This window comes from Roseateles sp. (assembly GCF_039595595.1).
Lineage (GTDB): Bacteria > Pseudomonadota > Gammaproteobacteria > Burkholderiales > Burkholderiaceae_C > Roseateles.
Genome location: NZ_JBCNLG010000014.1, coordinates 1 through 24,475 on the forward strand (window position 1 = coordinate 1; position 24,475 = coordinate 24,475).

Below are 24,475 nucleotides of genomic sequence, written 5' to 3' on the forward strand. Positions count from 1 at the left end.
CACCCGACCGCGACAGACGCTCGGATGGAACACGCCGCTTCAGGCCTTTGCGCTCACCTTGGCAAATGCGCATCAGGCTCCAGTATCAATTCAATGACAGGTGTTGCGGTTCAAACTTGAGACCGCCGGGGAATTGACCCGATGAGCGCTTTGACCTTGACCATTCAATTTGTCGAGACGCTTCTGAAGGGTCTATCGGAAAATCTGAAGGTCTACTGGCCCAGCGGAGACGCCTACTTTGACGAGTAGCCCATGTCATTCGATTGGACTGACTCTGTTGATTCAAGGCAATCGGCTTGACTTTCTGGAACTCGAATCGCGCGCGTTTAGACCGTCTGCAATCGCACTTCCGCCACCAATTCCAAAGGTGAGACTGGCGTATTTCCTTGGTTCTGAAGTAATTCAAGCTTGTGCCGCCCTGCCATTTGCCGATGCAAAACGTGACGCGTATTCAGACAGGTTGCAACCGCACTTCCGCCATCAACCCGCCTTCAGGGCGATTCGAGAGCACGAGCGAGCCGCGCTGCCGCAGCGTCAGCTCCCGCGCGATATACAGCCCGAGGCCCGCGCCGCCGGTATGCCGGTTGCGCGATTCCTCCAGCCGGTAGAACGGCTCGAAAACCGCTTCCAGTTGCGCCTGCGGAATACCCGGCCCTGAATCGGTCACACGCAGCCACACGCCTTGCGCATCGCGGCCGACGCGGACCTCCGCGCTGCCGCCATACCGCACCGCGTTGCCGACGAGATTCCCGAGCACCCGTCGCAGCGCCATCGGCTGACCCTTGGCGAGCACGGGCTCCCCGGGGTCTTCGAAACGCACCGGCATGGCCTGCTCGAGCAGGTCGTCCGTCAGCGCCTGCGCCAGCGCGCCGAGGTCCAGGTCCTGCAGCGGCTCGGCCGCGCCCGGCCCATCGCCGCGGAACAGTTCCATCACCGCGTCCACCAGCGCATTCATCTCGCGGATGTCCTCGACCGAGCGCTGACGCTGCAGCTCCTCGATGTCCAGCGTCTCCAGCCGCATCCGCAGCCGCGTCAGCGGCGTGCGCAGGTCATGCGAGATCGCCGCCACCATCAGCCCGCGCTCGTTGAACTGGCGCCGCAGCTGCCGCGCCATCGCGTTGAAGACCTGCGCGCTTTCGCGGACCTCGAGCGTGCCGCGCCGCTCATCGAGCAGCGGCAGCGGCTCCTGCTTGTGCAGCGACTGGCCAAGCGCCTGCGATGCCCGCACCAGATCCCGCATCGGCCGGGCCAGCCATCGCGACGCGATCCAGGCCGCCAGGCCCGTGACCAGCAAGCGGATGCCGTAATCCAGCGTCAGCTCCCATGCCGAGAGCGCTCTGAACGGGCCTCGCCACGGGCCCTTGGGCGTCGGCGGCGGAGGCTCGTGCTCGAAGTCGCGCGGCTCGCCAGCGGGGGGTGGGAGGTCGCCCGGCAAGGCAGGCTCATGAAGGTCGGACGGGCCGGGCTGCTGCGGCTGCCCCTGCGGACCACGCATCAGGCCCGGCAGCGGGGGCAGGGTGGGCGCGCCCGGCATGCGCGCCACGTTGAAGTCGCCACGCACCCAAGTCACCGCGCCGATCGCCAGCGCCTGGGCCGCCACCAGCGTCACCCACAGCAGGAGGAAGATCCGCCGCGCCAGCGTGTCACCGAACGCGCGCGCGATCCGCTCCCGCGTCGCGCGGCCAAGACCGGCGAAGCCGCCAGAGCCGCCAGAGCCGCGAGGGCCGTCAGAGCCGCCGGGAGCCTGGGCGCCGCTCAAGGCTGCACCTGGGCGTCGAACAGGTAGCCCTCGCCGCGCATCGTGCGGATCAGGCGCGGCTCCTTCGGCGAGTCCCCGAGCTTCTGCCGCAGCCGCGAGATCGTCAGGTCCACGCTGCGGTCGTTCACCTCGACCCCGGGCGCGCGCGTCAGCTCGATCAGCTGCTCTCGGCTCAGCACCCGGCCTGGGCGCTCGACCAGCGCGCTCAGCATGCGGTACTCGGCGCTCGACAGCGGCACCACGACCTGCTGCGGCGACACCAGTTGCCGCAGCAGCCGGTCGAAGGCCCAGCCCTCGAAGCGGAACTCCCGTCGCGTCTGCGCCTCGCTCTCGCCGCGCCGCGCGCGGCGCCGGATCGCATGGATGCGGGCCACCAGCTCGCGGGGCTCGAAGGGCTTGGCCAGGTAGTCGTCGGCGCCCATCTCCAGCCCCAGCACGCGGCTGATCGGGTCACCGTGAGCGGTCAGCATGATCACCGGCACCGACGGGTGGTGCTGCTGGATCCATTGGCACAGCGTCAGGCCGTTCTCGTCCGGCAGCATCAGGTCCAGCACGACGACATCGAAGACTTGCGCCGCCATCAGGCGCCGCATCTCGCGGCCATCGCCGGCCGCGCCAACACTCACGCCGAACTTCTGCAGATATTCGTCGAGCGAGCGGCGAATCTCCGCATCGTCATCGACCACCAGACACCGCGTCATGCGTACCTCCACCGGCGGGACCGCCGCCGTGCCGGACCCAGCGACAGAAGATACACCGGTCATCGGAGCGTCGCCGCTGCGCGCGGCGGAGGGAATGAAGCGCGGCATCGGCGGCCGGATCAGGCGGCGATGCCGACCGTCAGCGTCGCGGCATAACCGTTCGTGACGTCGCCGCTGAGCGTCGCCAACTGCGTCGTGTAGCCGTCGCTGAAGACGTTGTCGGTGGCGAAGGTGATGCGGTTGAAATTCGTCAGGCTGCTGCTGTAGCCCGACGCGGTGCTGTAGACCGTCGTGCAGACGTCCGTCGGGAACGCGATCTGCGAGGTCTTGATCTTGTTGGCGTATGAGGTGGCGGTGCTCGCGCTCTTGTAGACCTCGAAGTGCATGTGGGGCATGCGGCCGTCGTAGCAGCCGGGGAAGATCGTCGTGAAGCTCACCGTGCCGTCGCTGCCGGTGCTCTGTACGCCGCGCAGGTAGTTCTCGTTGATCACGCTGGCGCTGTACAGCGAGTAGCGGCCCTCGCGGTCGCAGTGCCACAGGTAGATCGCGTAGCCGGACAGGTCGGCGCAGCTGCTGCCGGTGTTCACCAGCTTCAGCGTGAGCGTCAGCGGCACGCCGCCGGCGGTGCCGCTCGCGGTGCCGATGCTGCCGCGGATGTCGCTGCGCACGATGCCGCTGAGCGCCAGCGCGTTCGTCACGCCGCTGCCGTTGCTGTTGGAGCCGTCGCCAGGGTAGGGGCCGGCGGTCTCCTCGGGGATCACCGTGCAGCTGGACGTGGTGGCCGTGCCGGTGGATCCGGTCGATCCCGTGGCGCCCGATGAACTCGACGAGCCCGTGGTGGTGCTGCCGGCGTCGCTGCCGCCTCCGCCGCAGCCCATCAGCGACAGACCGCCCAGCCCGGCCAGTCCCGCCAGCAGGCCGAGCGCGCGGCGGCGCTGCTGCATCACGGCGAGGTCGTGCGCCAGGCCCCGGTCGTGGTCATGGTCGTCGCGGACGTGCTCCGGGGCGGTGGAAGCGGTGTGGCGATGCTGCTGCATGCGGGTCTCCTGAAGGGGGTGAGCCGCATTGGACCGGCCGGTCTTGTCGAGCGCTTAGCGTCTTTGTGTCGAGCCTGACACGCGCGGCCAGCGCCGCGCGGCGCTCAGTGCTGCACCTTCACCATGCCCGCGTAGACGCCGTCCCGGGCCATCAGCGCGTCGTGGTCGCCGGACTCGACGACCTGACCGTCGGCCATCACCTGGATGCAGTCGGCGCGGCGGATCGTCGAGAGCCGGTGCGCGATCACGATCAGCGTCTTGCGGCCCTGCCATTGCTCCAGCGCCTGCTGCACGGCGCGCTCGCTCTCGGTGTCCAGCGCCGAGGTGGCCTCGTCGAAGATCCACACCGGCGCGTCCTTGTACAGCGCCCGCGCGATCGCCAGCCGCTGCCGCTGTCCGCCCGACAGCTTGCTGCCGTTGGCGCCCACCGTCGTGTCCAGGCCCTCGGGCAGCGTCTGCACGAAGTCCCACAGCGCCGCGGCGCGCAGCACCTGCTCCAGCCTGGCGTCGTCGCGGTCCTGGCCGTAGGCGATGTTGTCGGCGATCGAGAGGTCGAACAGCACGATGTCCTGCGAGACCACCGCGAACTGCCGGCGCAGGTTGGCCTTGGTCAGTTCGTCGATGGGCACGCCGTCCAGCAGGATGCAGCCGCTGTCCGGCCGCTCGAAGCCCAGCAGCAGGTTGACCACCGAGGTCTTGCCCGCGCCCGAGCTGCCCACCAGCGCCGTGGTCTTGCCCGGCGGGATGTGCAGGTCCAGCGCGGCGAGCGCGTCGCGGTTCGCGCCCGGATAGCGCAGCGTGACCTGCTGCAGGACGATGTCGCCGCGCGCGTCGCGCAGCTCGCGGGTGCCGGTGTCGGGCTCGGCCGGCGTGTCCAGCAGGCCGATGCAGCCGCGCGCCACGACCAGCGCGTTCGTGATGGGCTGCATCACGTCGCTCAGGTGCCGCAGCCGCGAGCTCATCAGCAGCAAGGCCGCGACGAAGGCGGCGAACTCGCCCACGCCGGTGCCGTTCACGCGCGACTGGTACAGCGCCAGGCTCACGATGATCGAGATGCCGATGCTGGCCATCAGCTGCGACAGCGGCTGCGCCATGGCGTTGGAGGCCGCCGTCTTCAGCGAGCTGCGCTGCACCTCGCGGGCGCGGTCGGCGAAGCGGCGCCGTTCGTAGTCCGCCGCGTCGAAGCTGCGCACCACGCGCCAGGCGCGCGTGACGTCCTCGACCACCGACACCAGCCGCAATTGCGCGTCATAGGCCCAGGTGCCCATGCGGCGCACGCGCCGGTTGACCTTGCGCACGACGAAGGCCAGCCCCGGCACCGTGATCAGCGACAGCAGCGTGAGCTTCCAGTTGATGAAGAACAGGTAGCCCATCAGCGCCAGCGCCGGCAGGCCGTCGCGCAGGATGGTCACCAGCGCGCCGGCGATCAGCGTCACCACGTGCTGCGGGTCGTTGACGACCTTGGTCACCGCGGTGGCCGGCTGCAGGCTCGTGTAGATGCGGGCGTCGGCGCGCAGCAGCACCTGCAGCAGCGCCGCGCGCAGGTCCATCACCGTGTGCGAGATCGTCCAGTTCAGCAGGTACTGGCCGCAGAAGCTGAACACCCCGCGCAGCGCGAACAGCCCGATCAGCACGATCGGCACCATCCAGATCGGAAAGCTGTATTGCACCTGGATCGAGGGCATCGACAGGCCGCCGGGCAGCGTGGACGAGGCGGCGGCCGCCTTGCCGCTGAAGCCCTCGCCGAGCGCGTAGCCCAGCAGCTTGGGGATCAGCGGCTCGGTCGCCGCGACCAGCACGAAGGAGAGGATCGACAGCAGCAGGCCCCAGCGGTGCGGCTTCATGAAGCGCCAGAGGCGGCTGGCGGTGGGACCCAGCGGTTCGTTGTCGCTGACGGGGACTTTGTCGGTCATGGCGTCGGCCGGCGCCGGGCGCCAGGCGCGGGCTCCAGCCAGATGGTCGAAAGGAGGAACTGGCGATTGTGCCGGAGTCGCGGACCGCCAGCGGCAAGCGCCGCGGGGCGTGTCGCCGGATCGCTTCAGCTGGATTCGTCCAGCCACGCGGCCACGACGCGCGCGGCGCGCCGCTTCCAGCGGATCCACTTGTTGGGGGTCTCGCGTTGCACGAACGTGCGGTGGTACCAGGGGCTCTCCCGCAGCGCCGGCGCCTCGCGGGCGATCAGCGCCAGGCTGGCCTGGCGCAGGATCTGGCGTTCCTGCCAGGCCGTGCGGCCGTTGCGATAGACCTTGCCGCCACTGGTCACCGGCCGGCGGTGGCTCGCCATCACCGCGTCCAGCAGCGCCGTGCGCGTCTGTCCGCGCAACTGCTGCAGCGCCGGGATCAGGAAGCGGTCCAGCCCCCAGGACGAGATGTTGTCCTGGTAGTACGCGCGCGCCGCCATGAACAGGTCGCCGCGATAGAACGGCATCATGACCTCGACCCAGTCGACCTCGCGGTAGATCCGGTTGGGCTGATGCCGCATCCACTGATGCGAGTACGGGCTGTCATGGCTGAGCGAGGGCGAGAAGACATCGAGCCGTTCGCAGCGCGCCAGATGCAGCGCGGTGTTGATCTGGGCCACCGAGATGAGGATGTCGTCGTCGATGATGCCGACGTACTCGGGCCACGGTCCGTCCGCCTCGACGGCCTCGACGGCCTCGGCGGTCGCGGCGAGGTGGTCGGACAGGTGCTTGAAGATCTCTCCCTTGCACTCGGTCTTCGCGGCGAGCACCGTCATCGGCTGACCGCGCAGCGTGCGCGCGCCGCTGGCCTGGCGGCCGGTGTAGTCGAACAGGATCCAGTCGAATTCGGGCGGCGCGTCCTGATGCACCAGCGCCAGCGGGAGGCTCTCCCCATCCCAGGACACCAGCACCGCGGGCCGCCGGACCGCGTCGCGCGGCCGGTCTTCGGAAAAAACGGTCATCCCGCCATCATGCCCGCTCTTCGAACAGCTCCTGCGCGGTCTTCAGCGCGGCGGCGACGATCTGGTCCATGTTGTAGTAGCGGTACTGCGCCAGGCGGCCGACGAAGGTGACGCCCTGCGCCTGCTCCGCCATCTCGGCGTAGCGCTTGTACAGCGCCTCGTTCTCGGGCCGCGGGACGGGGTAGTAGGGGTCGCCCTCGGCCTGCGGATACTCGCGCACGATCGACGTGCCGGCATGGACCTCGCCGGTCAGGTGCTTGAACTCGGTGATGCGCGTGTACTCGTGATCGTTCGGATAGTTGACCGTGCCGACCGGCTGGACCTGCGCGGTCGCGGGCAGGTGCTCGTGGTCGAAGCGCAGGCTGCGATAGGGCAGGCGGCCGTGGCAGTGGTCGAAGTAAGCGTCGATCGGCCCGGTGTAGATGATGTGGACGCCGGGGAACTGGCGGCGCACGTCCTGGAAGTCGACCCCGGTGCGCACGGTGATGCCCGGGTGGTCGAGCATGCGCTCGAACATCGCGGTGTAGCCATCGGCCGGCATGAACTGGAAGGTGTCGCTGAAGTAGCGGTCGTCGTCGTTGCTGCGCGTCGGAATGCGCGCGGCCACGCCGGCCGACAGCTGCGACAGGTCCAGGCCCCATTGCTTGCGCGTGTAGCCGCGGAAGAACTTGTCGCACAGGTCGCGGCCGACCGAGTTCAGCACCACGTCCTCGCTGGTCTGGATCGGGTCGCGCGGCTCGCGCACCGTCTCCAGGTAGCCCTGCACCTCGTCCTCGGTCAGCGACAGCCCGTAGAGCGTGTTGATCGTGGTGCGGTTGATCGGGATCGGCAGCAGCTGCTCGCCGACCTTGGCCAGCACGCGGTGCTCGTAGAAGCGCCAGGTGGTGAAGCGGGACAGGAACTCGAAGACCTTCTTCGAGTTGGTGTGGAAGATGTGCGGGCCATACGGGTGGATGAGCACGCCATGGTCGTCGCGCTCGTCGTAGGCGTTGCCGCCGATGTGCGGCCGTTTGTCGATCAGGTGGACCGTCTTGCCGGCATCCGCCAGCACGCGCGCGCACACCGAGCCGGCAAAGCCGGCGCCGACGATCAGGTAGTCAGTCTTCATGGTTTCGCCCTGGGGGCGGTCTCCTGCGCTCAAGTGGTTCGGATTGTGATCGGCGTCACGGGCCGGGGGCGCCCGGAACAACCCAGCTTTACCCGCGCTTCTCAAAGCAGCCGGCGTGCCTGCCCCGGTAACGGAACGTGCGCCGATACACTGCCGCGATGCTTCAGCCCTCCCTCAGCGCCCCGGACGAGAGGCGGTCCCGCCGCCGGGTGCTGCACTTCGTGACCGGCGGCTTTTCCGGGGCCACGCAGGTGGCGATCGACCTCTGCCTGGCGCAGCTGCACAGCGCCGCCATCGAACCCGTCCTCGTGCTGCGCCGCAAGCGCCGCACCGAAAACGCGGCCAAGCTCGCGCGCATCGCCGCCTTGCGGGAGCAGGGGCTGCAGGTGCATGTGGTGCCGGGGTGGGCGCATCTGGCCACGATCTGGGCGCTGCGCCGGCTGTGCGAGCAACTGCGGCCGGACGTGCTGATGGCGCATGGATTCCCTGAGCATCTGCTGGGCCGCCGGGCTGGGCGGCTCGCCGGCGTGCCGGTGCTGGTGCAGGTGGAGCACAACTCGCGCGAGCGCTACACGCCTTGCAAGCGCGCCCAGGCGCGCCGGCTGAGCGCTGCCAGCGCGCGGCTGGTGGGCGTGTCCGAAGGCGTGCGCCGGCGGCTGGTGGACTTGGGCATGCCAGCCGAGAAGACGATGGCGATCCCCAACGGCATCCGCCTGGACCGCTTCGCCGCCGCGGACGAGCGGCCCGCCGACCGGCGCGAACCCGGCATCGTGATGTCGGCCCGCTTCGCCCGGCAGAAGGATCCGCGCACGCTGGTCCGGGCGATGGCGGTGCTGCGCGAGCGCGGGTTGCGTCCGCCGCTCTATCTCGCCGGCGGCGGCAAGGACGCGTACCGCCACGGCACGGAGCGCCTCACCCGCCAACTGGGGCTGGACGGGCAGGTGCACTTCCTCGGCCACCACGGCGACATCCCCGGCCTGCTGATGAACCAGCGCATCTTCGTCCTGTCGACCCATTGGGAAGGCATGCCGCTGGCGCTGCTCGAGGCGATGGCCGCCGGCTGCGCCTGCGTCGCGTCACTCGTGCCCGGTGTCGAGGGGGTGCTGGAGGACGGCCGTACCGGGCTGCTGGTGCCGGAGGCCGACCCGGTGGCGCTGGCCGGCGCGATCGAGCGCCTGCTGCGCGATCCGTCGCTGGCGGCGCGGCTGGGCGCCGCGGCGCGCGCCCGGGCGATCGAGGAACATGGCGTCGACCTGATGATGCGGCGCTACGAGGCGATGCTGCTGGCGCTCTGAGCGCCGGCGCCCAGCGCGCTCAGGTGGCGATGGCGGCTGTCTGGCGTTCGGCCACGCGCATCCAGTGGCGCAGCCGCATCGCTCGCACGAACCAGCCGCGGCGCTTGTAGGCGCGATCCAGGTCGCGCAGCGGGATCGGCGAGGCCTCCTCATAAGCGTCGCGGAACATCGCGACCGCCGCGCCGCAGTCCTGCGGCAGCGCCTTGTGGGCGATGCGCGAGGCGCCAATGAAGTTGCGCGCCGCGAAGTGCGCCCAGGCGAAGAGGGCGTTCTCGTCCAGGCCCTTGCCGGCGGCCGCTTCGCGCAGGTTCGCGAGCGCATGCGCCATGTGCTCGGCCTTGGTCAGGTTGGGCGTGGCCAGGATCGACCCGGCCCGTTGCCGGTAGGCGACCCAGACGGATGGCTCATACCAGGCGGTGTCGGCCAGCAGCGCCAGGAAGGGCGTCGTGGACATGTCCTCGAAGTAGCGGCCCACCGGGAAGCGCAGTTGCTCGCCCCAGACGCTGCGCCGCGCGATCTTGGACCAGCTGTGCATCTGGCCGGCCTCGAACAGCCCGCGCATCAGCTGCGAGTGGTCGCGCAGCAGCTGCCGCGCCGGTCCGTGGAAGGTGCGGCGGTGCAGCTCGCCGCGCAGCCGGTGCTTGAGCTTCATCCGCTCGCGCAGCATGAGGAAGTCGCACAGCACCAGCGCGGGCGCGTGCTGCCTGACGATCTCGCGCAGGCGCGCGATCGCGCCGGGCATCAGGTAGTCGTCGGAGTCCAGGAACCACACGTACTCGCCGCTCGCCGCCTGCAGCATCGTGTTGCGGGCACCGGACAGCCCCTGGTTCTGCGCGTGGAACAGGCCCTGCACGCGCACCGGGCCGGCCGCGTGCTCGGCGACCAGCTCGCGCACCAGCGCGTCGGAGCCATCGGTGGAGCAGTCGTCCACCATCAGGACCTCGACGCCGGCACCCGCCTGCGCGATCACCGACGCGAGGCACTCGCGCAGATAGTCCTTGACGTTGTGGACAGGGATCAGCACGGACAGCCATGGGGCGCCGTGGGCGATGGCGACGGTGGCCGCGGAAGACGCGGAAGAAGCGGAAAGGGCGGAAGAAGCGGAAGAAGCGCTCATCGCAAGGAGCTCACTCGTGCCAGTGGTCGGCGATCCACGGCGCCGGCTTGGGCTTGCGCCAGTTGCCGTTGCTGCGCCCGGCCAGCGCGTCGGGCGGGTTCATGACGCCGTGGAAGATCAGGATGCGCGCGCCCTCCGGAATGGACGGGGCCTGGAAGTAGTTCAGCGGCCAGCGCGGGATGCTGTGGTACTTGAAGCTCGCGCACCAGCGCGCGTCCCAGTACGCGAGCAGGCCTTTCTGATGCATCTCGTCCGACAGATAAGCCTGCTCGTTGCGGAACTTGGCGCGGATCGCGTCGAACTCGCGCCGGAACTTGGCCAGCACCTCCGGGTGCGCGCCCAGCGTGAAGCGGTAGACCGACGAGTTGCCGGTGATGCGCCAGGGCCGCTTCCAGTCGTGAATGATGAGGAACTCGCCGGGCACCTCGAAGAAGGGCGTGATGTCGCCCACGATCACCACGTCCAGGTCCAGGAAGAGGGCCGTGCCGCGCAGGCCGTACTTGCCGACCAGATCGTCGCTGAAGGTGGTCAGCTTGGTCCAGCCGCGCTCGGGGCTGCCGGGGGGCAGGTCCAGCGGCGGGATGGGCAGGCATTCGACCTCGGGACGCACACCCTCGCCGCGGTCGGTCAGGCAGACGAAACGGAAGTCGCCGCGCAGGTGCCGGCGCACCATCGCGTAGAGCCGGTTGACGTACTCGGGGCCGTACTTGGTGCCCCATTTCATGCAGAGGATGACGCGCTCGCTGTTGGCGGGCGTCGTGGCGGGCGTCGTCGTGGCGGGGGCGCTCATCGAGGTGTTCATCGGGACGGGATCAGAGCTCTTCGACGTGGCGCGGCGGGTAGCTGTCCCAGCTCAGGCAGCCGGGGCATTGCCAGAAATAGTGCTGCGATTCGAAGCCGCAGGCGGCGCAGCGGTAGCGCTGCAGCGGCCGCACGGCGCGCTGCAGCGCGGTGCCGACCAGTTGCGCCTCGTCGTCGCTCAGCGGCTGCTGGCGCGACTGGCTCTGCTGCAGCAGCTGCGTCGCCGCGGACAGCGCCGGCTCGACGCGCAGGTGCTCCGCGAGCCGCCGGCGCTGCGCCTCGGGCGCGGGCTCCAGCAGCGCGACGGCCTGCAGCAACGCCATGCTGGGATGGCGGCGGTACTGGGCCTCGATCAGCGCCAGCGCCTGGCCCGTCTTGCCGGTGGCCTGCGCGGCCTGCGCGTAGTCGCGCGCCACCAGGTTGAAGGCGTCCGGATTGGCTTTCAGCAGTTCGCCGTAGACAGCCATCGCGCCGGGCTGGTCGCCCTGGCGGGCCAGCATCTGGCCGAGCAGCACGTAGGCGCGGGCCGACTGCGGCGAGCGCTCGCGCGCCTGGTCCAGCCAGCGGCGGGCCTGCGCCTCGTCCTGGCGAGCCTGCGCCTCCAGCGCCAGTTCGCACCAGTAGTTGGCGATGCGCCCGGCGAAGCTGCCGGTGCCGGCCGCCTCCAGCTGCTCGGAGACCTCGGCCGCCTTGGCCCATTCGCGCGAGCGCTCGTACAGCGACAGCAGCGCCAGCGCGGCGTCGTGGTCGAAGGCCGTGCCCTTGAGCGCCTCGTAGGCGGTCTCGGCGCGGTCGAACAGACCGGCCTTGAAGAAGTCCTGCGCCAGCGCGTACTGGGCGCGGTCGCGCTCGGACTTGGGCAGGTCGCCGCGCGACAGCAGATGCTGGTGCACCCGCACGGCGCGTTCGTACTCGCCGCGGCGGCGGAACAGGTTGCCCAGCGCGAAATGCAGTTCGGAGGTGTCGGGGTCGGCCTGCACCGCCTCGATGAAGGCGTCGATCGCCTTGTCCTGCTGTTCGTTGAGCAGCAGGTTCAAGCCCTTGAAGTAGGCGCGCGGGGCGTCGCGCTGTTCGCGCTTCCACTGGCGCGAGTCCAGCTTGGAGGCGAGCCAGCCCAGGCCGAAGACCAGGGGGACGCCGATCAGCAGCCAGCTCAGATCAAATTCCATCGGGGATCTTGGGGTCGTTGGCGGACACGGTCGCCGCGGGCGGCGGGAGGTCGTCCGCCGGAGGGAGCGAGCGCGCGGCGGCGCGCTTGTGGCGCCACCAGGCCGGGACCATCGCCAGCACGCCGAAGGCGCAGCCCAGCCCGAAGGTCAGCAGCACCACGATCACCAGCGGAGCCCGCCACGCCTGGCCGAAGAACCAGTGCACGACGACCTCCTGGCTGTTGTTCAGCGCGAAGGCGAACAGGCAGAAGAACAGGAATGCTCGGAAGAGCCAGACCAGGATTCGCATGGGGGGCGATTCTAGGCGTGTGCGGCATGCGCTTCGGCCAAGCCGTGACGTCCGTCAGGGCGGGGGAACCCGCGGGCGAAAAAAAGCGCCGCGGTGGGCGGCGCTCGTCGGGAATGTGGGGCGGACGCTGCGGACCGCGGCCGCGCGCAGGCGGCTGGGCGGACTCAGGCGGCCTGCTGGTCGTCGTCGTCCAGCACCGGCAACTGCGCGTCCACCGCTTCCCTCAGCGCCTTGCCCGGCTTGAAGTGGGGCACCAGCTTCTCGGGGATCAGCACCTGCTCGCCGCTGCGCGGGTTGCGGCCCATGCGCGGCGGGCGGCGGTTGATCGAGAAGCTCCCGAAGCCGCGGATCTCGATGCGGTGGCCGCGGGCCAGCGCGTCGGACATCGCGTCCAGGATGGTCTTGACCGCGAACTCGGTGTCTCGCTGCGTGAGCTGGCCGAAGCGCTCGGACAAGTGGGCCACCAGGTCGGATCGGGTCATGGTCGTCAGCATCTGAAGAAAAACAGGCTCGCTGCGGAGCGAGCCTGTCGGAGTGGTTTCGCGTGTCTGCGCCGGCAGGCTAACTCAGCCCGCCGCCGGCCAGAACAGGGGATTCTCTCGAGACCGGGCACGCCGCTGCGCGGTGCGCCCGGAACTTCGCGAGGATCAGCCGTTGTTCTGGTTGTCCAGCTTGGCGCGCAGCAGGGCGCCCAGGCTGGTCGTGCCGGCGTTCTCGCGCTCGTTGGACTGCGACAGGCGCTGCATGGCTTGCTGCTCGTCGGCGTTGTCCTTGGCCTTGATCGACAGCTGGATGCTGCGCGACTTGCGGTCGACGTTGATGATGATGGCGGTGACTTCGTCGCCTTCCTTCAGCACGTTGCGGGCGTCTTCCACGCGGTCGCGGGCGATTTCCGAAGCGCGCAGGTAGCCGGTGACGTCCTCGCCCAGGTCGATCTCGGCGCCACGGGCGTCGACGGTCTTGACCTTGCCGGTGACCGACATGCCGCGGTCATTGACCGAGACGAAGGTCGAGAACGGGTCGCCGTCCAACTGCTTGATGCCCAGCGAGATGCGCTCGCGCTCGACGTCCACGGCCAGCACGATCGCTTCGACTTCCTGGCCCTTCTTGTAGTTGCGCACGGCGGTTTCACCCGGCTCGTTCCACGACAGGTCGGACAGGTGCACCAGGCCGTCGATGCCCTGGGCCAGGCCCACGAACACGCCGAAGTCGGTGATCGACTTGATGGGGCCCTTGACGCGGTCGCCGCGCTTGACGTTCTCGGCGAACTCTTCCCACGGGTTGGCGCGGCACTGCTTCATGCCCAGCGAGATGCGACGCTTGTCTTCGTCGATCTCCAGGACCATGACTTCCACTTCGTCGCCCAGCGAGACGACCTTGGAGGGAGCCACGTTCTTGTTGGTCCAGTCCATTTCGGAGACGTGCACCAGGCCTTCGATGCCCGGTTCGATCTCGACGAACGCGCCGTAGTCGGCGATGTTGGTGACCTTGCCGAACAGGCGGGTGTTGGCCGGGTAGCGGCGCGACACGCCGAACCACGGATCGTCGCCCAGCTGCTTCAGGCCCAGCGAGACGCGGTTCTTCTCGGCGTCGAACTTCAGGACCTTGGCCGTCAGTTCCTGGCCGACCGTCACCACTTCGCTCGGGTGGCGGACACGGCGCCAGGCCATGTCGGTGATGTGCAGCAGGCCGTCGATGCCGCCCAGGTCGACGAACGCACCGTATTCGGTGATGTTCTTGACCACGCCGTTGACGATGGCGCCTTCGGTCAGCGTTTCCAGCAGCTTGGCGCGCTCTTCACCCATCGAAGCCTCGACCACCGCGCGGCGCGACAGCACAACGTTGTTGCGCTTGCGGTCCAGCTTGATGACCTTGAATTCCATGGTCTTGCCCTCGAACGGGCTCATGTCCTTCACCGGGCGGGTGTCCAGCAGCGAACCGGGCAGGAAGGCGCGGATGCCGTTGACCAGGACGGTCAGGCCGCCCTTGACCTTGCCGGAGACGGTGCCGGTGACGAACTCGCCGGATTCCAGCGCGTTCTCCAGCGACAGCCACGAGGCCAGACGCTTGGCCTTGTCGCGCGACAGGATGGTGTCGCCGTAGCCGTTCTCGATGGCGTCGATGGCCACCGAGATGAAATCGCCGACCTGGACTTCGACTTCGCCCTGGTCGTTCTTGAATTCCTCGACCGGCACATACGCTTCCGACTTCAGGCCGGCATTCACCACCACGAAGTTGTGCTCGATGCGGACAACTTCAGCCGAGATGACCTCGCCGGTGCGCATGTTGGCCTTCTGCAGCGATTCCTCGAACAGGGCGGCGAAAGATTCCATTTGGGACATTTGAGATTTCCTTGCCAGGCACAGAGCGTCCGGCGGCTTGTGTGTCAAGCAGCCTGATCCGAGAGGTGCGCGGGCTTGTGTTGCAAGCGGGCTTGCGGGTTAGGTTGTAGAACACGTCACCCCCAGTGGACTGGCGTCCGGAGGGAGGGGTGACGCTCCTGTTCGCGCGCCGGGCCTTGGACTGGGCTTCAGATCGGGTTCTGAGCCAAGTCTCAGGCCGGGAACGGACGCCGCTCCTGCCACCAGCTCAGCACCAGATCACGGGATTCCCCGATGGTCTGCTGCGAGTTGTCCAGCTCGATCGCGTCCGCGGCAGCCTGCAGCGGGGAGGCGGCGCGACCTTTGTCGCGAGCGTCCCGCGCTTCAAGATCAGCGCGCAAGCTTTCTATGTTAGCGGGAATTCCCTTGGAAATCAATTGCTTGTAGCGGCGCTCCGCGCGGGTGGCCGCGCTGGCGGTGAGGAAGACCTTCAGCGGCGCCGTGGGGAAGATCGCCGTCCCCATGTCGCGGCCGTCGGCCACCAGGCCGGGCAGGCGGCGGAAGTCCAGTTGCAGCTGATGCAGCGCGCGGCGCACCGCGCCATGGGCGCCGACCTGCGAGGCCATCAAGCCGGTCGCTTCCTGGCGCAAGTCGGCGGAGACATCCTCGTCGTCGAGCAGCACGCGACCCGATTCGAACTTCAGGTCCAGCGTCGGCACCAGCGCCGCGACAGCGTCCCCGTCGCCGAGGTCCAGCCCCCGTCGCGAGGCGGCCAGGCCGGTCACGCGGTAGAGCGCGCCCGAGTCCAGCACGCCGTAGCCCAGCGCCTGCGCGACCTCGTCGGTCAATGTGCCCTTGCCGGAGGCGGTGGGGCCGTCGATGGTGATGACGGGGATGTCGTCGATCTCGGCGCGCACCACGCCGAACAGCGTCTCGAAGTAGTCCGGGAAGGTCTTGGCGACGCATTGCGGATCGAGGATGCGCACCGGCACGGCCGCGCCCTGGCGGTCGTCCTGCAGGCCGTTGAACGCGGCCAGCGAGAAGCACATCGCGACGCGGTGGTCGTCGTAGGTGTGGATGGCGGCCGCCTTCCACGCCTTCAGCGGATGCACGCGCAGCCAGTCGGCGCCTTCCTCGACGCTCGCGCCGAGCTTGCGCAGCTCGGTCGCCATCGCGGCGATGCGGTCGGTCTCCTTGACGCGCCAGGAGGCGATGTTGCGCAGCGTGGTGGGGCCGTCGGCATAGAGCGCCATCACCGCCAGCGTCATCGCCGCGTCGGGGATGTGGTTGCAATCGAGGTCGAGCGCCTTCAGCGGCCAGGCGCCGCGGCGCACTTCCAGCCAGTTCGGGCCGATGTCGACGCGCGCGCCCATCGCCTGGGCCGCCTCGACGAAACGGACGTCGCCCTGCACGGAGGCCGAGCCGACGCCCTCGATACGGATGGGCGCGTCCGTCGCCGCGATGGCGCCGAGCGCGACGAAGTAGGACGCCGACGAGGCGTCGCCTTCCACATGGACCTCGCCGGGCGAACGGTAGCGGCTGCCCGCCGGAATGACGAAGCGCTGCCAGTCGTCGTCGCGGCGGACGTGGACGCCGAAGCGGGCCAGCAGCTCCAGCGTGATGTGGACGTAGGGCTTGGAGATCAGCTCGCCGGTCACCTCGATGACGACGTCGTGTTCGGCCACCAGCGGCAGCGCCAGCAGCAGCGCGGTCAGGAACTGGCTGGAGACGTCGCCGCGCACGCGCACCGGCGCATCGAGCTTGAGCGGGGCCAGGCCGCTGAGCCGCAGCGGCGGGTAGCCTTCCTGGCCCAGACAGTCGATCGGGCAGCCCAGCGCGCGCAGCGCGTCGACGAGGTCGCCGATCGGGCGCTCATGCATGCGGGGCACGCCCGACAGCTCGAAGGCGCCGCCTTGCGTCGCGGCCAGCAGCGCCAGCGCCGCGGTCAGCGGGCGCATCGCCGTGCCCGCATTGCCGAGAAAGAGCTTCGCGTCCCGCGCCCGCGGCCGGCCGCCGATGCCGGTCACGGACAGCACGCCGTCGGCATCGGTCTCGAGCTGGCAGCCCAGTTCGCGCAGCGCGGCGAGCATGACCTTGGTGTCGTCCGACGCCAGCAGGTCGTGCACGCGCGTCACGCCGTCGGACAGGCCGGCCAGCAGCAGCACGCGGTTGGAGATGCTCTTGGAACCGGGCAGGGACACGGTGCCCGCGGCGCCGCGCAGCGGGGGCAGGTCCAGGAAGGGGATCTTGTACATGACGCGGTCCGGCGCGCGGCGCGCCGTCGGGAAGGGGGTTACTTGGACTTCGACGACGGACCCGGTCCGCCCGGCTGCCATTGCGCGCGGCCCTCGGACGCCTGCCGGATCATCGATTCGAGCGCCTGCGCGTCACCCGCGCGGATCGCCTGTTCCATCTGGTCCAGCACCTCGCGGAAGCGCTGCGACTGGGTCAGCAGGTCCTGCTTGTTGGCCATCAGGATGTCGCGCCAGATGGTCGGATCGCTGGCCGCGATGCGGGTGAAGTCGCGGAAGCCCGAGCCAGCCAGGCTCAGGAAGTCGCGCCCCGAGGGCTGCTTCGCCACCGAACTGAAGTAGGCGTAGGCCAGCAGGTGCGGCAGGTGGCTGACGGCGGCGAAGGCCTCGTCGTGGTGGTGCGGCGCCATCTTGAGCACCTGCGACCCCAGCGCCGACCAGACGTCGGTCGCCTTCTGCACCATCTCCGGCCGGGTCTGCTCCAGCGGCGTCAGGATGACCTGGCGGCCCTGGTACAGCGAGGCATCGGCATGCTGCACGCCGGCGCTTTCCTTGCCGGCGATCGGGTGCGCGGGCACGAAGCTCGGGAACTGCTTGCCCAGCGCGCGCTTGGCCGCGTCGACGACGTCGCTCTTGGTCGAGCCCACGTCCATCAGCAGCACGTCGGCCCGCACCAGATGGCGGATGGCCTTGAGCGTGGACTCGGTCGCGGCGACCGGCACCGCCACCAGCACGATGTCCGAGCCGGACACGGCCAGCAGCGCCGACTCGGCGGCGAGGTCGATCACGCCCATGCGGCGGGCGGTGTCGGTCGTGGACGGGCTCTTGCTGTAGCCGACCACGCGGCGCACGAGGCCGGCTTTCTTCATGGCCAGCGCGAACGAGCCGCCCATCAGGCCGCAACCGATCACGCCGAGTTGGTTGTACATCGCGAGGAACCTTTTTCGCTCAAGACTTCTGCTTCAGGACTTCAGCGGGTAGGCGCCGATGACCTTGTAGAACGCGCACAGGGATCGCAGTTCGGCCAGCGCCGCCGCCACGTGCGGCTGGGACGGATGGCCGTCCAGGTCGATGTAGAAGTAGTACTCCCACTGACCGGTGCGGGCCGGGCGCGATTCCAGGCGGGTCATCGACACGCCGTGCGTCTTCAATGGCACCAGCAGATCATGCATCGCGCCCGGGCGGTTCGCCACGGAGACGATGAGGCTGGTGCAGTCCCGCCCCGTGGCCGGGGGGGTGGCCATGGTCTGCGGCAGGCAGATCACGGCGAACCGGGTGCGGTTGTAGGCCTCGTCCTGCACCGCGTGCGCGGTGATGTGCAGGCCGAACAGCGTTGCCGCGCGCTCGCTGGCGATCGCGGCGTAGGCCGGGTTCTGCGCGGCCAGGCGCGCACCCTCGGCGTTGCTCGAGACGGCGCGCCGCTCGGCGTTCGGCAGGTGCTTGGAGAGCCAGTTCTGGCACTGCGCGAGCGCCTGGGGGTGCGCCAGCACCGCCTCGATGCCCTCCAGCGAGTTCTCCTTGCGCAGCAGGTTGTGGCGGATCAGCAGGCTCACCTCGCCGACGACATGCGTGGGCGTGTGCAGGAACAGGTCGAGCGAGCGGGTCACCACGCCCTCGGTCATGTTCTCGACGCCGACCACGCCGTACTGCGCGCTGCCGGAGGCGGTCGCGTGGAAGACCTCGTCGAAGCTGTTGCAGTAGATCAGGTCGGCGGCGCCGCCGAAGTATTCGATCGCGGCCTGCTCGCAGAAGGTGCCGAAGGGGCCCAGCACGGCGACGCGCTGAGGCGATTCCAGCGCCAGGCAGGCGGACATGATCTCGCGCCAGATGGCGGCGACGTGGTCGTCCTTGAGCGGGCCCTGGTTCGCGGCCTTGATCTTGGCGATCACCTGCGCGACGCGGTCGGGGCGGAAGAAGGGCGTGCCATCGCGGCGCTTGATCTCGCCGACCTGCTCGGCGACGCGGGCGCGCTGGTTCAGCAGCGTCAGCAGCTGCGAGTCGAGCGCGTCGATCTGGCCGCGCAGCGCGAGCAGTTCGGGATCGGCCACCGGCGCCACGGGGGCCGGGATGTCGGCATCGGAAGGAGTCGGCGTGTCAGCCATGTCGGGTCTCGAAGTCTTTCAGGTAGCTCACCAGGGCTTGAACGCCCTCCAGCGGCATCGCGTTGTAGATCGATGCCCGCATGCCGCCCACCGACTTGTGGCCTTTGAGTTGCAGCAGTCCCCGCTCCCTGGCACCGGCCAGGAAGGCGTCGTTCAGACGCTCGTCGCGGAGGAAGAACGGGACGTTCATCCGCGAGCGGCAGCGGGCCGCCACGCAGTTCTCGTACAGGGAGGAGCCGTCCAGCGCCGTGTACAGCAGGGCGGCCTTGTCGATGTTGCGCTGCTCGATCGCCGCCAGGCCGGTCTTGCCGCCGTAGTCGAAGCGCTTGAGCCATTGGAAGACCAGGCCGGCGACGTAGATGCCGAAGGTCGGCGGCGTGTTGTACATCGACTGGGCCTCGGCCACGATCTTGTAGTCGAACGCGGACGGGCAGATGGGGAGCGCGTGGCCGAGCAGGTCCTCGCGGACGATGACCAGCGTCAGGCCGGCCGGGCCGATGTTCTTCTGGGCGCCGGCGAAGGCGATGCCGACCTTGGACCAATCCACCGGCCGCGACGCCACGTGCGACGAGAAATCGATCGCCAGCGGCGCGTCGCAGCCCAGTGCCTTCAGATCGGGCAGCGACTGGAACTCGATGCCGTCGATCGTCTCGTTGCTGCAGACGTGGACATAGGCCGCCTCACGTCGAAGTTGCCAGGTCGCGGGGTCCGGGATGTCGACGTACCGGCCGCCGGCATCGAGCGACGCCGCATCGGCGGCGATGCGCACATCGGCGTAGCGGCGGGCTTCGCCGGCGCTCTTCTTCGACCACGAGCCGGTGACCACCACGTCCACCGCGCCGCCGCGGGAGAGGTTCAGCGGGAGGATCGCGTTCTCGCCCAGGCCGCCGCCCTGCATGAACAGGATGCGGAAGTGGGGCGGCACCTGCAGCAGCTCGCGCAGATCGGCTTCGGCGGCCTCGTAGATCGAGATGAACTCCCGGCCGCGATGGCTCATCTCCATCACGCTCATGCCGGAGCCGTGCCAGTCGAGCATCTCCTCGGCCACCAGGCTCAGGACCTCGGGGGGGAGGGCGGCGGGGCCGGCGGAGAAGTTGAACGGGCGGACGGGGTGCATGGGCGGCGCGGTGAGGACGGAACAGCGGCAGGGAGCTCCGGGGCACCCGCCCAGCGGGCCGGTTCGGCCGGCTGGGCGGAGGCCTCGGGCGAGCACGCGGCGGCGCGAGGCCGCCGCGTGCCCGAGGGGCTTACTTCTTCGGCGCGGGCTTGGCGGCGGGCTTGGCGCCCGACGCGGCCGAGGCCGGCGCGGCGGGGGGCGGGCCGGCTTCCAGGCCCAGCTGCTTGGCGACGTTCTGCTGCAGCGCGGTGAACTTCTCGTCCAGCTGCTTGCCGTTGTCGTCGATCAGCTTCTTCGTGTAGATCTGCTGCAGTTCCTGCGAGGACTCGGCGAACTTCTTGCTCACCGGCGATTCCAGCCAGGCCAGCAACTGCTTGAGCTCGTCCTCGGTGAACTTCTCGTCGAGCGCGACACCCATCGTCGACGGCGCCATCTTCGTGCCCTTGTCGACCAGCGGCTTGGCGTTGTCTTCCATGAACTTGCGCAGGTCGGTGTCGATCTGCTTGGCGACGGCCTCGCGCTTGGCTTCGGGCACGTTGCGCAGCGCCGGCGCGGCCTTGGCGGCCAGTTCGTTGACCGGGCGGCTCAGCACGCCCATCGTCAGCGCCTCGATGGCCGGCTGCTGGATCTTCAGGATCTTCGCGATGACGTCCTTCTTGGACTGCGGGCTGTCGGCCTTCTGTGCGAAGACGACGGGGCTCGCCAGCAGCGAGGCGGCGATGGCGCCGGCTTGGATGGACTTCAGCAACAAGGTCATTCCTTCACGTCGGGGGTGGAATCGCCCGCGGCACCCGTGGCGCCGCCGGCATCGGGATCGGCGCCGCCTGCGGCGTCGTCGGTCGATTCGGTGGTTTCGTTCGCGTCGTTCTCGACGATGCGCTGCAGGCCCGAGAGCTTCGCGCCCTCGTCCAGCGAGATCAGCGTCACGCCCTGCGTGGCGCGGCCGAGTTCGCGGATCTCGGCAACCCGCGTGCGCACCAGCACGCCAGTGTCGGTGATCAGCATGATCTCGTCCTCCGGACGGACCAGCGTCGCCGCGACAACCTTGCCGTTGCGCTCGCTCTGCTGGATGGCGATCATGCCTTTCGTGCCGCGGCCGTGGCGCGTGTATTCCACGATGCTGGTGCGCTTGCCGAACCCGTTCTCGGTGGCGGTCAGCACGCTCTGCGTCTCGTCCTCGGCCACCAGCATCGCGATCAGGCGCTGGTCGGGCTCGAGCATCATGCCGCGCACGCCGCGGGCCTGGCGGCCCATCGGGCGGACGTCGTCCTCGTCGAAGCGCACCGCCTTGCCGCCGTCGGAGAACAGCATCACGTCATGCTGGCCATCGGTCAGCGCGGCGCCGATCAGGTAATCGCCCTCGTCCAGGTCGACGGCGATGATGCCGGCCTTGCGCGGGTTGCTGAAGTCCTTCAGCGAGGTCTTCTTGACGGTGCCCAGCGCGGTGGCGAAGAAGATGAAGTGGTCTTCCGGGAACGAGCGGAACTCGCCGGTCAGCGGCAGCACGACGTTGATCTTCTCTTCCGGCTGCAGCGGGAACATGTTGACGATGGGCTTGCCGCGCGCGTTGCGCGAGCCCTGCGGCACTTCCCAGACCTTGAGCCAGTAGACGCGGCCGCGGTTGCTGAAGCACAGCATCCAGTCGTGCGTGTTGGCGATGAAGAGCTGGTCGATCCAGTCGTCGTCCTTCGTCGCGGTGGCCTGCTTGCCGCGGCCGCCGCGGCGCTGGGAGCGGTACTCGCTCAGCGCCTGGCTCTTGATGTAGCCGGTGTGCGAGAGCGTCACCACCATGTCGGTCGGCGTGATCAGGTCCTCGGTGCCGAGTTCCTGCGCGTTGTGCTCGATCACGCTGCGGCGCGCGCCCAGCTTGGTCTGGCCGAACTCCTGCTTCAGCGAGACCAGTTCCTCGCCGATGATGGTCGTCACGCGGGCCGGCTTGGCCAGGATGTCCAGCAGGTCGGCGATCTGGGCCATCACGTCGCGGTACTCGCCGACGATCTTGTCCTGCTCCAGGCCGGTCAGGCGCTGCAGGCGCATCTGAAGGATCTCGCCAGCCTGCTCGTCGGACAGCTTGTAGAGGCCGTCCTCCTGCATGCCGTACTGCGCGGGCAGCCCTTCCGGACGATAGGCGTTGCGGCCGCCGGCGGTCTCGCCCTCGGCGCGCTGCAGCATGTCGCGCACCAGCGACGAGTCCCAGGCGCGCGCCATCAGCTCCGCCTTGGCCACGGGGGGCGTCGGGCTGCGCTTGATGATCTCGATGAAGTCGTCGATGTTGGCCAGCGCGACGGCCAGGCCTTCCAGCAGGTGGCCGCGCTCGCGCGCCTTGCGCAGCTCGAAGATGGTGCGGCGGGTGACGACCTCGCGGCGGTGCTCCAGGAAGACCGTGATCAGGTCCTTCAGGTTGCACAGCTTGGGCTGGCCGTCGACCAGCGCCACCATGTTCATGCCGAAGCTGTCCTGGAGCTGCGTCTGCTTGTACAGGTTGTTCAGGACGACCTCGGGCACCTCGCCGCGCTTGAGCTCGATGACGATGCGCATGCCGGAGCGGTCCGACTCGTCCTGGATGTGGCTGATGCCCTCGATCTTCTTTTCCTGCACCAGCTCGGCGATCCGCTCCAGGAGCGTCTTCTTGTTCACCTGGTACGGGATCTCGTCGACGATGATCGCCTGGCGGGCGCCGCGGTCGATGTCCTCGAAATGGACCTTCGCGCGCATCACGACCTTGCCGCGGCCGGTGCGGTAGCCCTCGCGCACGCCCGACAGGCCGTAGATGATGCCGGCGGTGGGGAAGTCCGGGGCCGGGATGATCTCCAGCAGCTCGTCGATGGAGCACTCCGGGTGCTTCAGCGCATGCATGCAGGCGTCGACGACCTCGTTGAGGTTGTGCGGCGGAATATTCGTCGCCATGCCCACCGCGATACCGGCCGAGCCATTGACCAGCAAACTGGGCAGGCGCGTGGGCAATACCAGCGGCTCTTTCATCGAGCCGTCGTAGTTGGGACCGAAGTCGACGGTTTCCTTGTCGATATCGGCCAGCATTTCGTGGGCGATTTTCGACAGGCGGATTTCGGTGTATCGCATCGCCGCGGCGTTGTCACCGTCGATGGAGCCGAAATTGCCCTGGCCGTCGACCAGCATGTGGCGCAGCGAGAAGTCCTGCGCCATCCGGACGATGGTGTCGTACACGGCGCTGTCGCCATGCGGGTGGTATTTACCGATGACGTCGCCGACGATACGCGCCGACTTCTTGTACGGGCGGTTCCAGTCGTTGTTCAGCTCGTGCATCGCGAACAGCACGCGGCGATGCACCGGCTTGAGGCCGTCGCGCGCGTCGGGCAGCGCGCGGCCGACGATCACGCTCATCGCGTAATCCAAGTAGGAGCGCCGCATCTCCTCTTCGAGGCTGATGGGCAGGGTTTCCTTGGCGAACTGGGTCATGCGCATGGGGCCGCGCGCGCACGTGCGCGGCCTCTGGAGAGAACGGAAGACGCTGATTCTAATTGCGCGCGCTTGTCGTGCTTGCGCAACAGCTTCATGAACAGTTGCACGGCGTGCCGCGAGAATGGAGGCGTCCTGTTGCCCTATGGCACAATCGGTTCGTCCCTAGGAGAAACCCTTGGTCAGGGAACTCCTGAGGTTTTAGTTCCGACATTGGACGTTTCGCAGGGCAACTGCGGCTTTCCTTGAGAGGAGAATCATGAAGAAACTGAACCGCGTGGCAGCTCTCTTTGCTGTCGCCGCTGTGGCCACCTCGGGCGCAATGGCCCAAACCGTGGACAACTGGCGCGCAACGGATGGCACCGTTTGGAAGAACGGTACCAACGAGCTGTGCTGGCGCGATACCGCCTGGACGCCGGCCACGGCTGCCAAGGACTGCGACGGCGCCCTGAAGCCGGTTGCCCAAGCTCCGGCCGCTGCGCCCGCTCCGGCACCCGCTCCTGCGGTCACCCCGGCTCCGGCGCCCGCGCCGATCGTTGCTCCCACGAGCGAGAAGGTCACGTACGCCGCTGACGCCTTCTTCGACTTCGACAAGTCGGTCCTGAAGCCGGAAGCCAAGTCCAAGCTGGACGACCTGATCTCGAAGACGGGCGGCATCAACCTGGAAGTGATCATTGCCGTCGGCCACACCGACAGCATCGGCACGGACGCCTACAACCAGAAGCTGTCGGTCCGCCGCGCTGAAGCCGTCAAGGCCTATCTGGTGTCGAAGGGTCTGGAAAAGAACCGCGTCTACACCGAAGGCAAGGGCAAGAAGCAGCCTGTCGCCGACAACAAGACCGCGGAAGGCCGCGCCAAGAACCGTCGCGTCGAGATCGAAGTGGTCGGTACCCGCGCCGTCAAGAAGTAATCGGTGCGAGAGGGCGGCTTCGGCCGCCTTCCGACAAACCCCGCCAGCCGTCAGGCTCGCGGGGTTTTTTCATGGCGACGTCACGAATCGCGAGATGTTCCGATGTGGTCCGGCGTCATTTCGTGCCGATGGAATC

The 24,475-nt window shown here is 68.7% G+C and carries 20 protein-coding genes; 2 read left to right on the plus strand and 18 right to left on the minus strand.

Going from position 1 to position 24,475, the window contains the following annotated elements:
* Positions 1–451 precede the first annotated feature (451 nt).
* The 6 genes from ABDW61_RS16675 to glf form a co-directional block, all read right to left on the minus strand.
* A complete protein-coding gene (locus ABDW61_RS16675) occupies positions 452–1,759 on the minus strand; it encodes an ATP-binding protein (RefSeq protein WP_343640223.1) in 1,308 nt (435 codons plus the stop codon).
* Complete coding sequence (locus tag ABDW61_RS16680; protein WP_343640224.1) at positions 1,756–2,460, minus strand: response regulator transcription factor; 705 nt, start codon at positions 2,458–2,460, stop codon at positions 1,756–1,758. The genes ABDW61_RS16675 and ABDW61_RS16680 overlap by 4 nt, the downstream gene beginning before the upstream one ends.
* 119 nt (positions 2,461–2,579) lie before the next feature.
* Positions 2,580–3,497 (minus strand): intradiol ring-cleavage dioxygenase, encoded by a 918-nt coding sequence (locus ABDW61_RS16685; protein ID WP_343640225.1) that lies wholly within the window; start codon positions 3,495–3,497, stop codon positions 2,580–2,582.
* A 104-nt stretch (positions 3,498–3,601) separates the two neighbouring features.
* Positions 3,602–5,410, minus strand: coding sequence for a lipid A export permease/ATP-binding protein MsbA (gene msbA / locus ABDW61_RS16690; RefSeq protein ID WP_343640226.1), 1,809 nt, complete (start codon positions 5,408–5,410; stop codon positions 3,602–3,604).
* 125 nt (positions 5,411–5,535) lie between these two features.
* Positions 5,536–6,420, minus strand: a complete 885-nt coding sequence (locus ABDW61_RS16695) for a hypothetical protein (protein WP_343640228.1) — start codon at positions 6,418–6,420, stop codon at positions 5,536–5,538.
* Positions 6,421–6,427: 7 nt separating this feature from the next.
* A complete protein-coding gene (gene glf / locus ABDW61_RS16700) occupies positions 6,428–7,528 on the minus strand; it encodes a UDP-galactopyranose mutase (RefSeq protein WP_343640229.1) in 1,101 nt (366 codons plus the stop codon).
* A 158-nt stretch (positions 7,529–7,686) separates the two neighbouring features.
* Between glf and ABDW61_RS16705 the strand changes: the two genes are divergently transcribed.
* Positions 7,687–8,823, plus strand: a complete 1,137-nt coding sequence (locus ABDW61_RS16705) for a glycosyltransferase (RefSeq protein ID WP_343640230.1) — start codon at positions 7,687–7,689, stop codon at positions 8,821–8,823.
* A gap of 19 nt (positions 8,824–8,842) precedes the next feature.
* Here the strand turns inward: ABDW61_RS16705 and ABDW61_RS16710 are convergent, their stop codons facing one another.
* The 12 genes from ABDW61_RS16710 to gyrA all read right to left on the minus strand — a co-directional run bounded on the left by ABDW61_RS16710 (position 8,843) and on the right by gyrA (position 23,429).
* Positions 8,843–9,940, minus strand: coding sequence for a glycosyltransferase family 2 protein (locus ABDW61_RS16710; protein ID WP_343640231.1), 1,098 nt, complete (start codon positions 9,938–9,940; stop codon positions 8,843–8,845).
* A 10-nt stretch (positions 9,941–9,950) separates the two neighbouring features.
* Positions 9,951–10,730 carry a glycosyltransferase gene (locus ABDW61_RS16715; protein WP_343640232.1) on the minus strand — a complete coding sequence of 260 codons (780 nt, stop codon included), beginning with the start codon at positions 10,728–10,730 and terminating at the stop codon, positions 9,951–9,953.
* Between the two features lie 22 nt (positions 10,731–10,752).
* Positions 10,753–11,910, minus strand: a complete 1,158-nt coding sequence (gene lapB / locus ABDW61_RS16720; RefSeq protein ID WP_343640233.1) for a lipopolysaccharide assembly protein LapB — start codon at positions 11,908–11,910, stop codon at positions 10,753–10,755.
* Positions 11,900–12,199 carry a LapA family protein gene (locus ABDW61_RS16725; protein ID WP_343640235.1) on the minus strand — a complete coding sequence of 100 codons (300 nt, stop codon included), beginning with the start codon at positions 12,197–12,199 and terminating at the stop codon, positions 11,900–11,902. The genes lapB and ABDW61_RS16725 overlap by 11 nt, the downstream gene beginning before the upstream one ends.
* 164 nt (positions 12,200–12,363) lie before the next feature.
* Positions 12,364–12,681, minus strand: coding sequence for an integration host factor subunit beta (locus tag ABDW61_RS16730; RefSeq protein WP_343640236.1), 318 nt, complete (start codon positions 12,679–12,681; stop codon positions 12,364–12,366).
* A 165-nt stretch (positions 12,682–12,846) separates the two neighbouring features.
* Positions 12,847–14,541: a 30S ribosomal protein S1 gene (gene rpsA, locus ABDW61_RS16735; protein ID WP_343640238.1), complete on the minus strand. Its 1,695-nt coding sequence runs from the start codon at positions 14,539–14,541 to the stop codon at positions 12,847–12,849.
* Between the two features lie 212 nt (positions 14,542–14,753).
* On the minus strand, positions 14,754–16,775 hold the full coding sequence (locus tag ABDW61_RS16740) for a bifunctional 3-phosphoshikimate 1-carboxyvinyltransferase/cytidylate kinase (RefSeq protein ID WP_343640240.1): 2,022 nt from the start codon (positions 16,773–16,775) through the stop codon (positions 14,754–14,756).
* Positions 16,776–16,813: 38 nt separating this feature from the next.
* Positions 16,814–17,701 carry a prephenate dehydrogenase/arogenate dehydrogenase family protein gene (locus ABDW61_RS16745; RefSeq protein WP_343640241.1) on the minus strand — a complete coding sequence of 296 codons (888 nt, stop codon included), beginning with the start codon at positions 17,699–17,701 and terminating at the stop codon, positions 16,814–16,816.
* 33 nt (positions 17,702–17,734) lie between these two features.
* Complete coding sequence (gene pheA, locus ABDW61_RS16750) at positions 17,735–18,874, minus strand: prephenate dehydratase (protein ID WP_343640242.1); 1,140 nt, start codon at positions 18,872–18,874, stop codon at positions 17,735–17,737.
* The gene (serC, locus tag ABDW61_RS16755) at positions 18,867–19,991 is read right to left on the minus strand and encodes a 3-phosphoserine/phosphohydroxythreonine transaminase (RefSeq protein ID WP_343640244.1); all 1,125 of its coding nucleotides are present in this window, start codon (positions 19,989–19,991) and stop codon (positions 18,867–18,869) included. The genes pheA and serC overlap by 8 nt, the downstream gene beginning before the upstream one ends.
* Before the next feature lie 130 nt (positions 19,992–20,121).
* A complete protein-coding gene (locus tag ABDW61_RS16760) occupies positions 20,122–20,748 on the minus strand; it encodes a DUF2059 domain-containing protein (RefSeq protein ID WP_343640246.1) in 627 nt (208 codons plus the stop codon).
* Positions 20,745–23,429, minus strand: coding sequence for a DNA gyrase subunit A (gene gyrA / locus ABDW61_RS16765; RefSeq protein WP_343640248.1), 2,685 nt, complete (start codon positions 23,427–23,429; stop codon positions 20,745–20,747). Before gyrA ends, ABDW61_RS16760 begins: the two co-directional genes overlap by 4 nt.
* A gap of 259 nt (positions 23,430–23,688) precedes the next feature.
* Between gyrA and ompA the strand changes: the two genes are divergently transcribed.
* Positions 23,689–24,339 (plus strand): outer membrane protein OmpA, encoded by a 651-nt coding sequence (ompA, locus tag ABDW61_RS16770; RefSeq protein ID WP_343640249.1) that lies wholly within the window; start codon positions 23,689–23,691, stop codon positions 24,337–24,339.
* The last annotated feature ends 136 nt before the right edge of the window (positions 24,340–24,475 follow it).

What these genes read in the sequence shown, in the direction of transcription:
- ABDW61_RS16680 (WP_343640224.1), bottom strand. Translation starts at nt 2,460, where the DNA reads ATGACGCGGTGTCTGGTGGTCGATGACGATGCGGAGATTCGCCGCTCG.
- ABDW61_RS16685 (WP_343640225.1), bottom strand. Translation starts at nt 3,497, where the DNA reads ATGCAGCAGCATCGCCACACCGCTTCCACCGCCCCGGAGCACGTCCGC.
- msbA (WP_343640226.1), bottom strand. Translation starts at nt 5,410, where the DNA reads ATGACCGACAAAGTCCCCGTCAGCGACAACGAACCGCTGGGTCCCACC.
- ABDW61_RS16695 (WP_343640228.1), bottom strand. Translation starts at nt 6,420, where the DNA reads ATGACCGTTTTTTCCGAAGACCGGCCGCGCGACGCGGTCCGGCGGCCC.
- glf (WP_343640229.1), bottom strand. Translation starts at nt 7,528, where the DNA reads ATGAAGACTGACTACCTGATCGTCGGCGCCGGCTTTGCCGGCTCGGTG.
- ABDW61_RS16705 (WP_343640230.1), top strand. Translation starts at nt 7,687, where the DNA reads ATGCTTCAGCCCTCCCTCAGCGCCCCGGACGAGAGGCGGTCCCGCCGC.
- ABDW61_RS16710 (WP_343640231.1), bottom strand. Translation starts at nt 9,940, where the DNA reads ATGAGCGCTTCTTCCGCTTCTTCCGCCCTTTCCGCTTCTTCCGCGTCT.
- ABDW61_RS16715 (WP_343640232.1), bottom strand. Translation starts at nt 10,730, where the DNA reads ATGAGCGCCCCCGCCACGACGACGCCCGCCACGACGCCCGCCAACAGC.
- lapB (WP_343640233.1), bottom strand. Translation starts at nt 11,910, where the DNA reads ATGGAATTTGATCTGAGCTGGCTGCTGATCGGCGTCCCCCTGGTCTTC.
- ABDW61_RS16725 (WP_343640235.1), bottom strand. Translation starts at nt 12,199, where the DNA reads ATGCGAATCCTGGTCTGGCTCTTCCGAGCATTCCTGTTCTTCTGCCTG.
- ABDW61_RS16730 (WP_343640236.1), bottom strand. Translation starts at nt 12,681, where the DNA reads ATGACCCGATCCGACCTGGTGGCCCACTTGTCCGAGCGCTTCGGCCAG.
- rpsA (WP_343640238.1), bottom strand. Translation starts at nt 14,541, where the DNA reads ATGTCCCAAATGGAATCTTTCGCCGCCCTGTTCGAGGAATCGCTGCAG.
- ABDW61_RS16740 (WP_343640240.1), bottom strand. Translation starts at nt 16,775, where the DNA reads ATGTACAAGATCCCCTTCCTGGACCTGCCCCCGCTGCGCGGCGCCGCG.
- ABDW61_RS16745 (WP_343640241.1), bottom strand. Translation starts at nt 17,701, where the DNA reads ATGTACAACCAACTCGGCGTGATCGGTTGCGGCCTGATGGGCGGCTCG.
- pheA (WP_343640242.1), bottom strand. Translation starts at nt 18,874, where the DNA reads ATGGCTGACACGCCGACTCCTTCCGATGCCGACATCCCGGCCCCCGTG.
- serC (WP_343640244.1), bottom strand. Translation starts at nt 19,991, where the DNA reads ATGCACCCCGTCCGCCCGTTCAACTTCTCCGCCGGCCCCGCCGCCCTC.
- ABDW61_RS16760 (WP_343640246.1), bottom strand. Translation starts at nt 20,748, where the DNA reads ATGACCTTGTTGCTGAAGTCCATCCAAGCCGGCGCCATCGCCGCCTCG.
- gyrA (WP_343640248.1), bottom strand. Translation starts at nt 23,429, where the DNA reads ATGACCCAGTTCGCCAAGGAAACCCTGCCCATCAGCCTCGAAGAGGAG.
- ompA (WP_343640249.1), top strand. Translation starts at nt 23,689, where the DNA reads ATGAAGAAACTGAACCGCGTGGCAGCTCTCTTTGCTGTCGCCGCTGTG.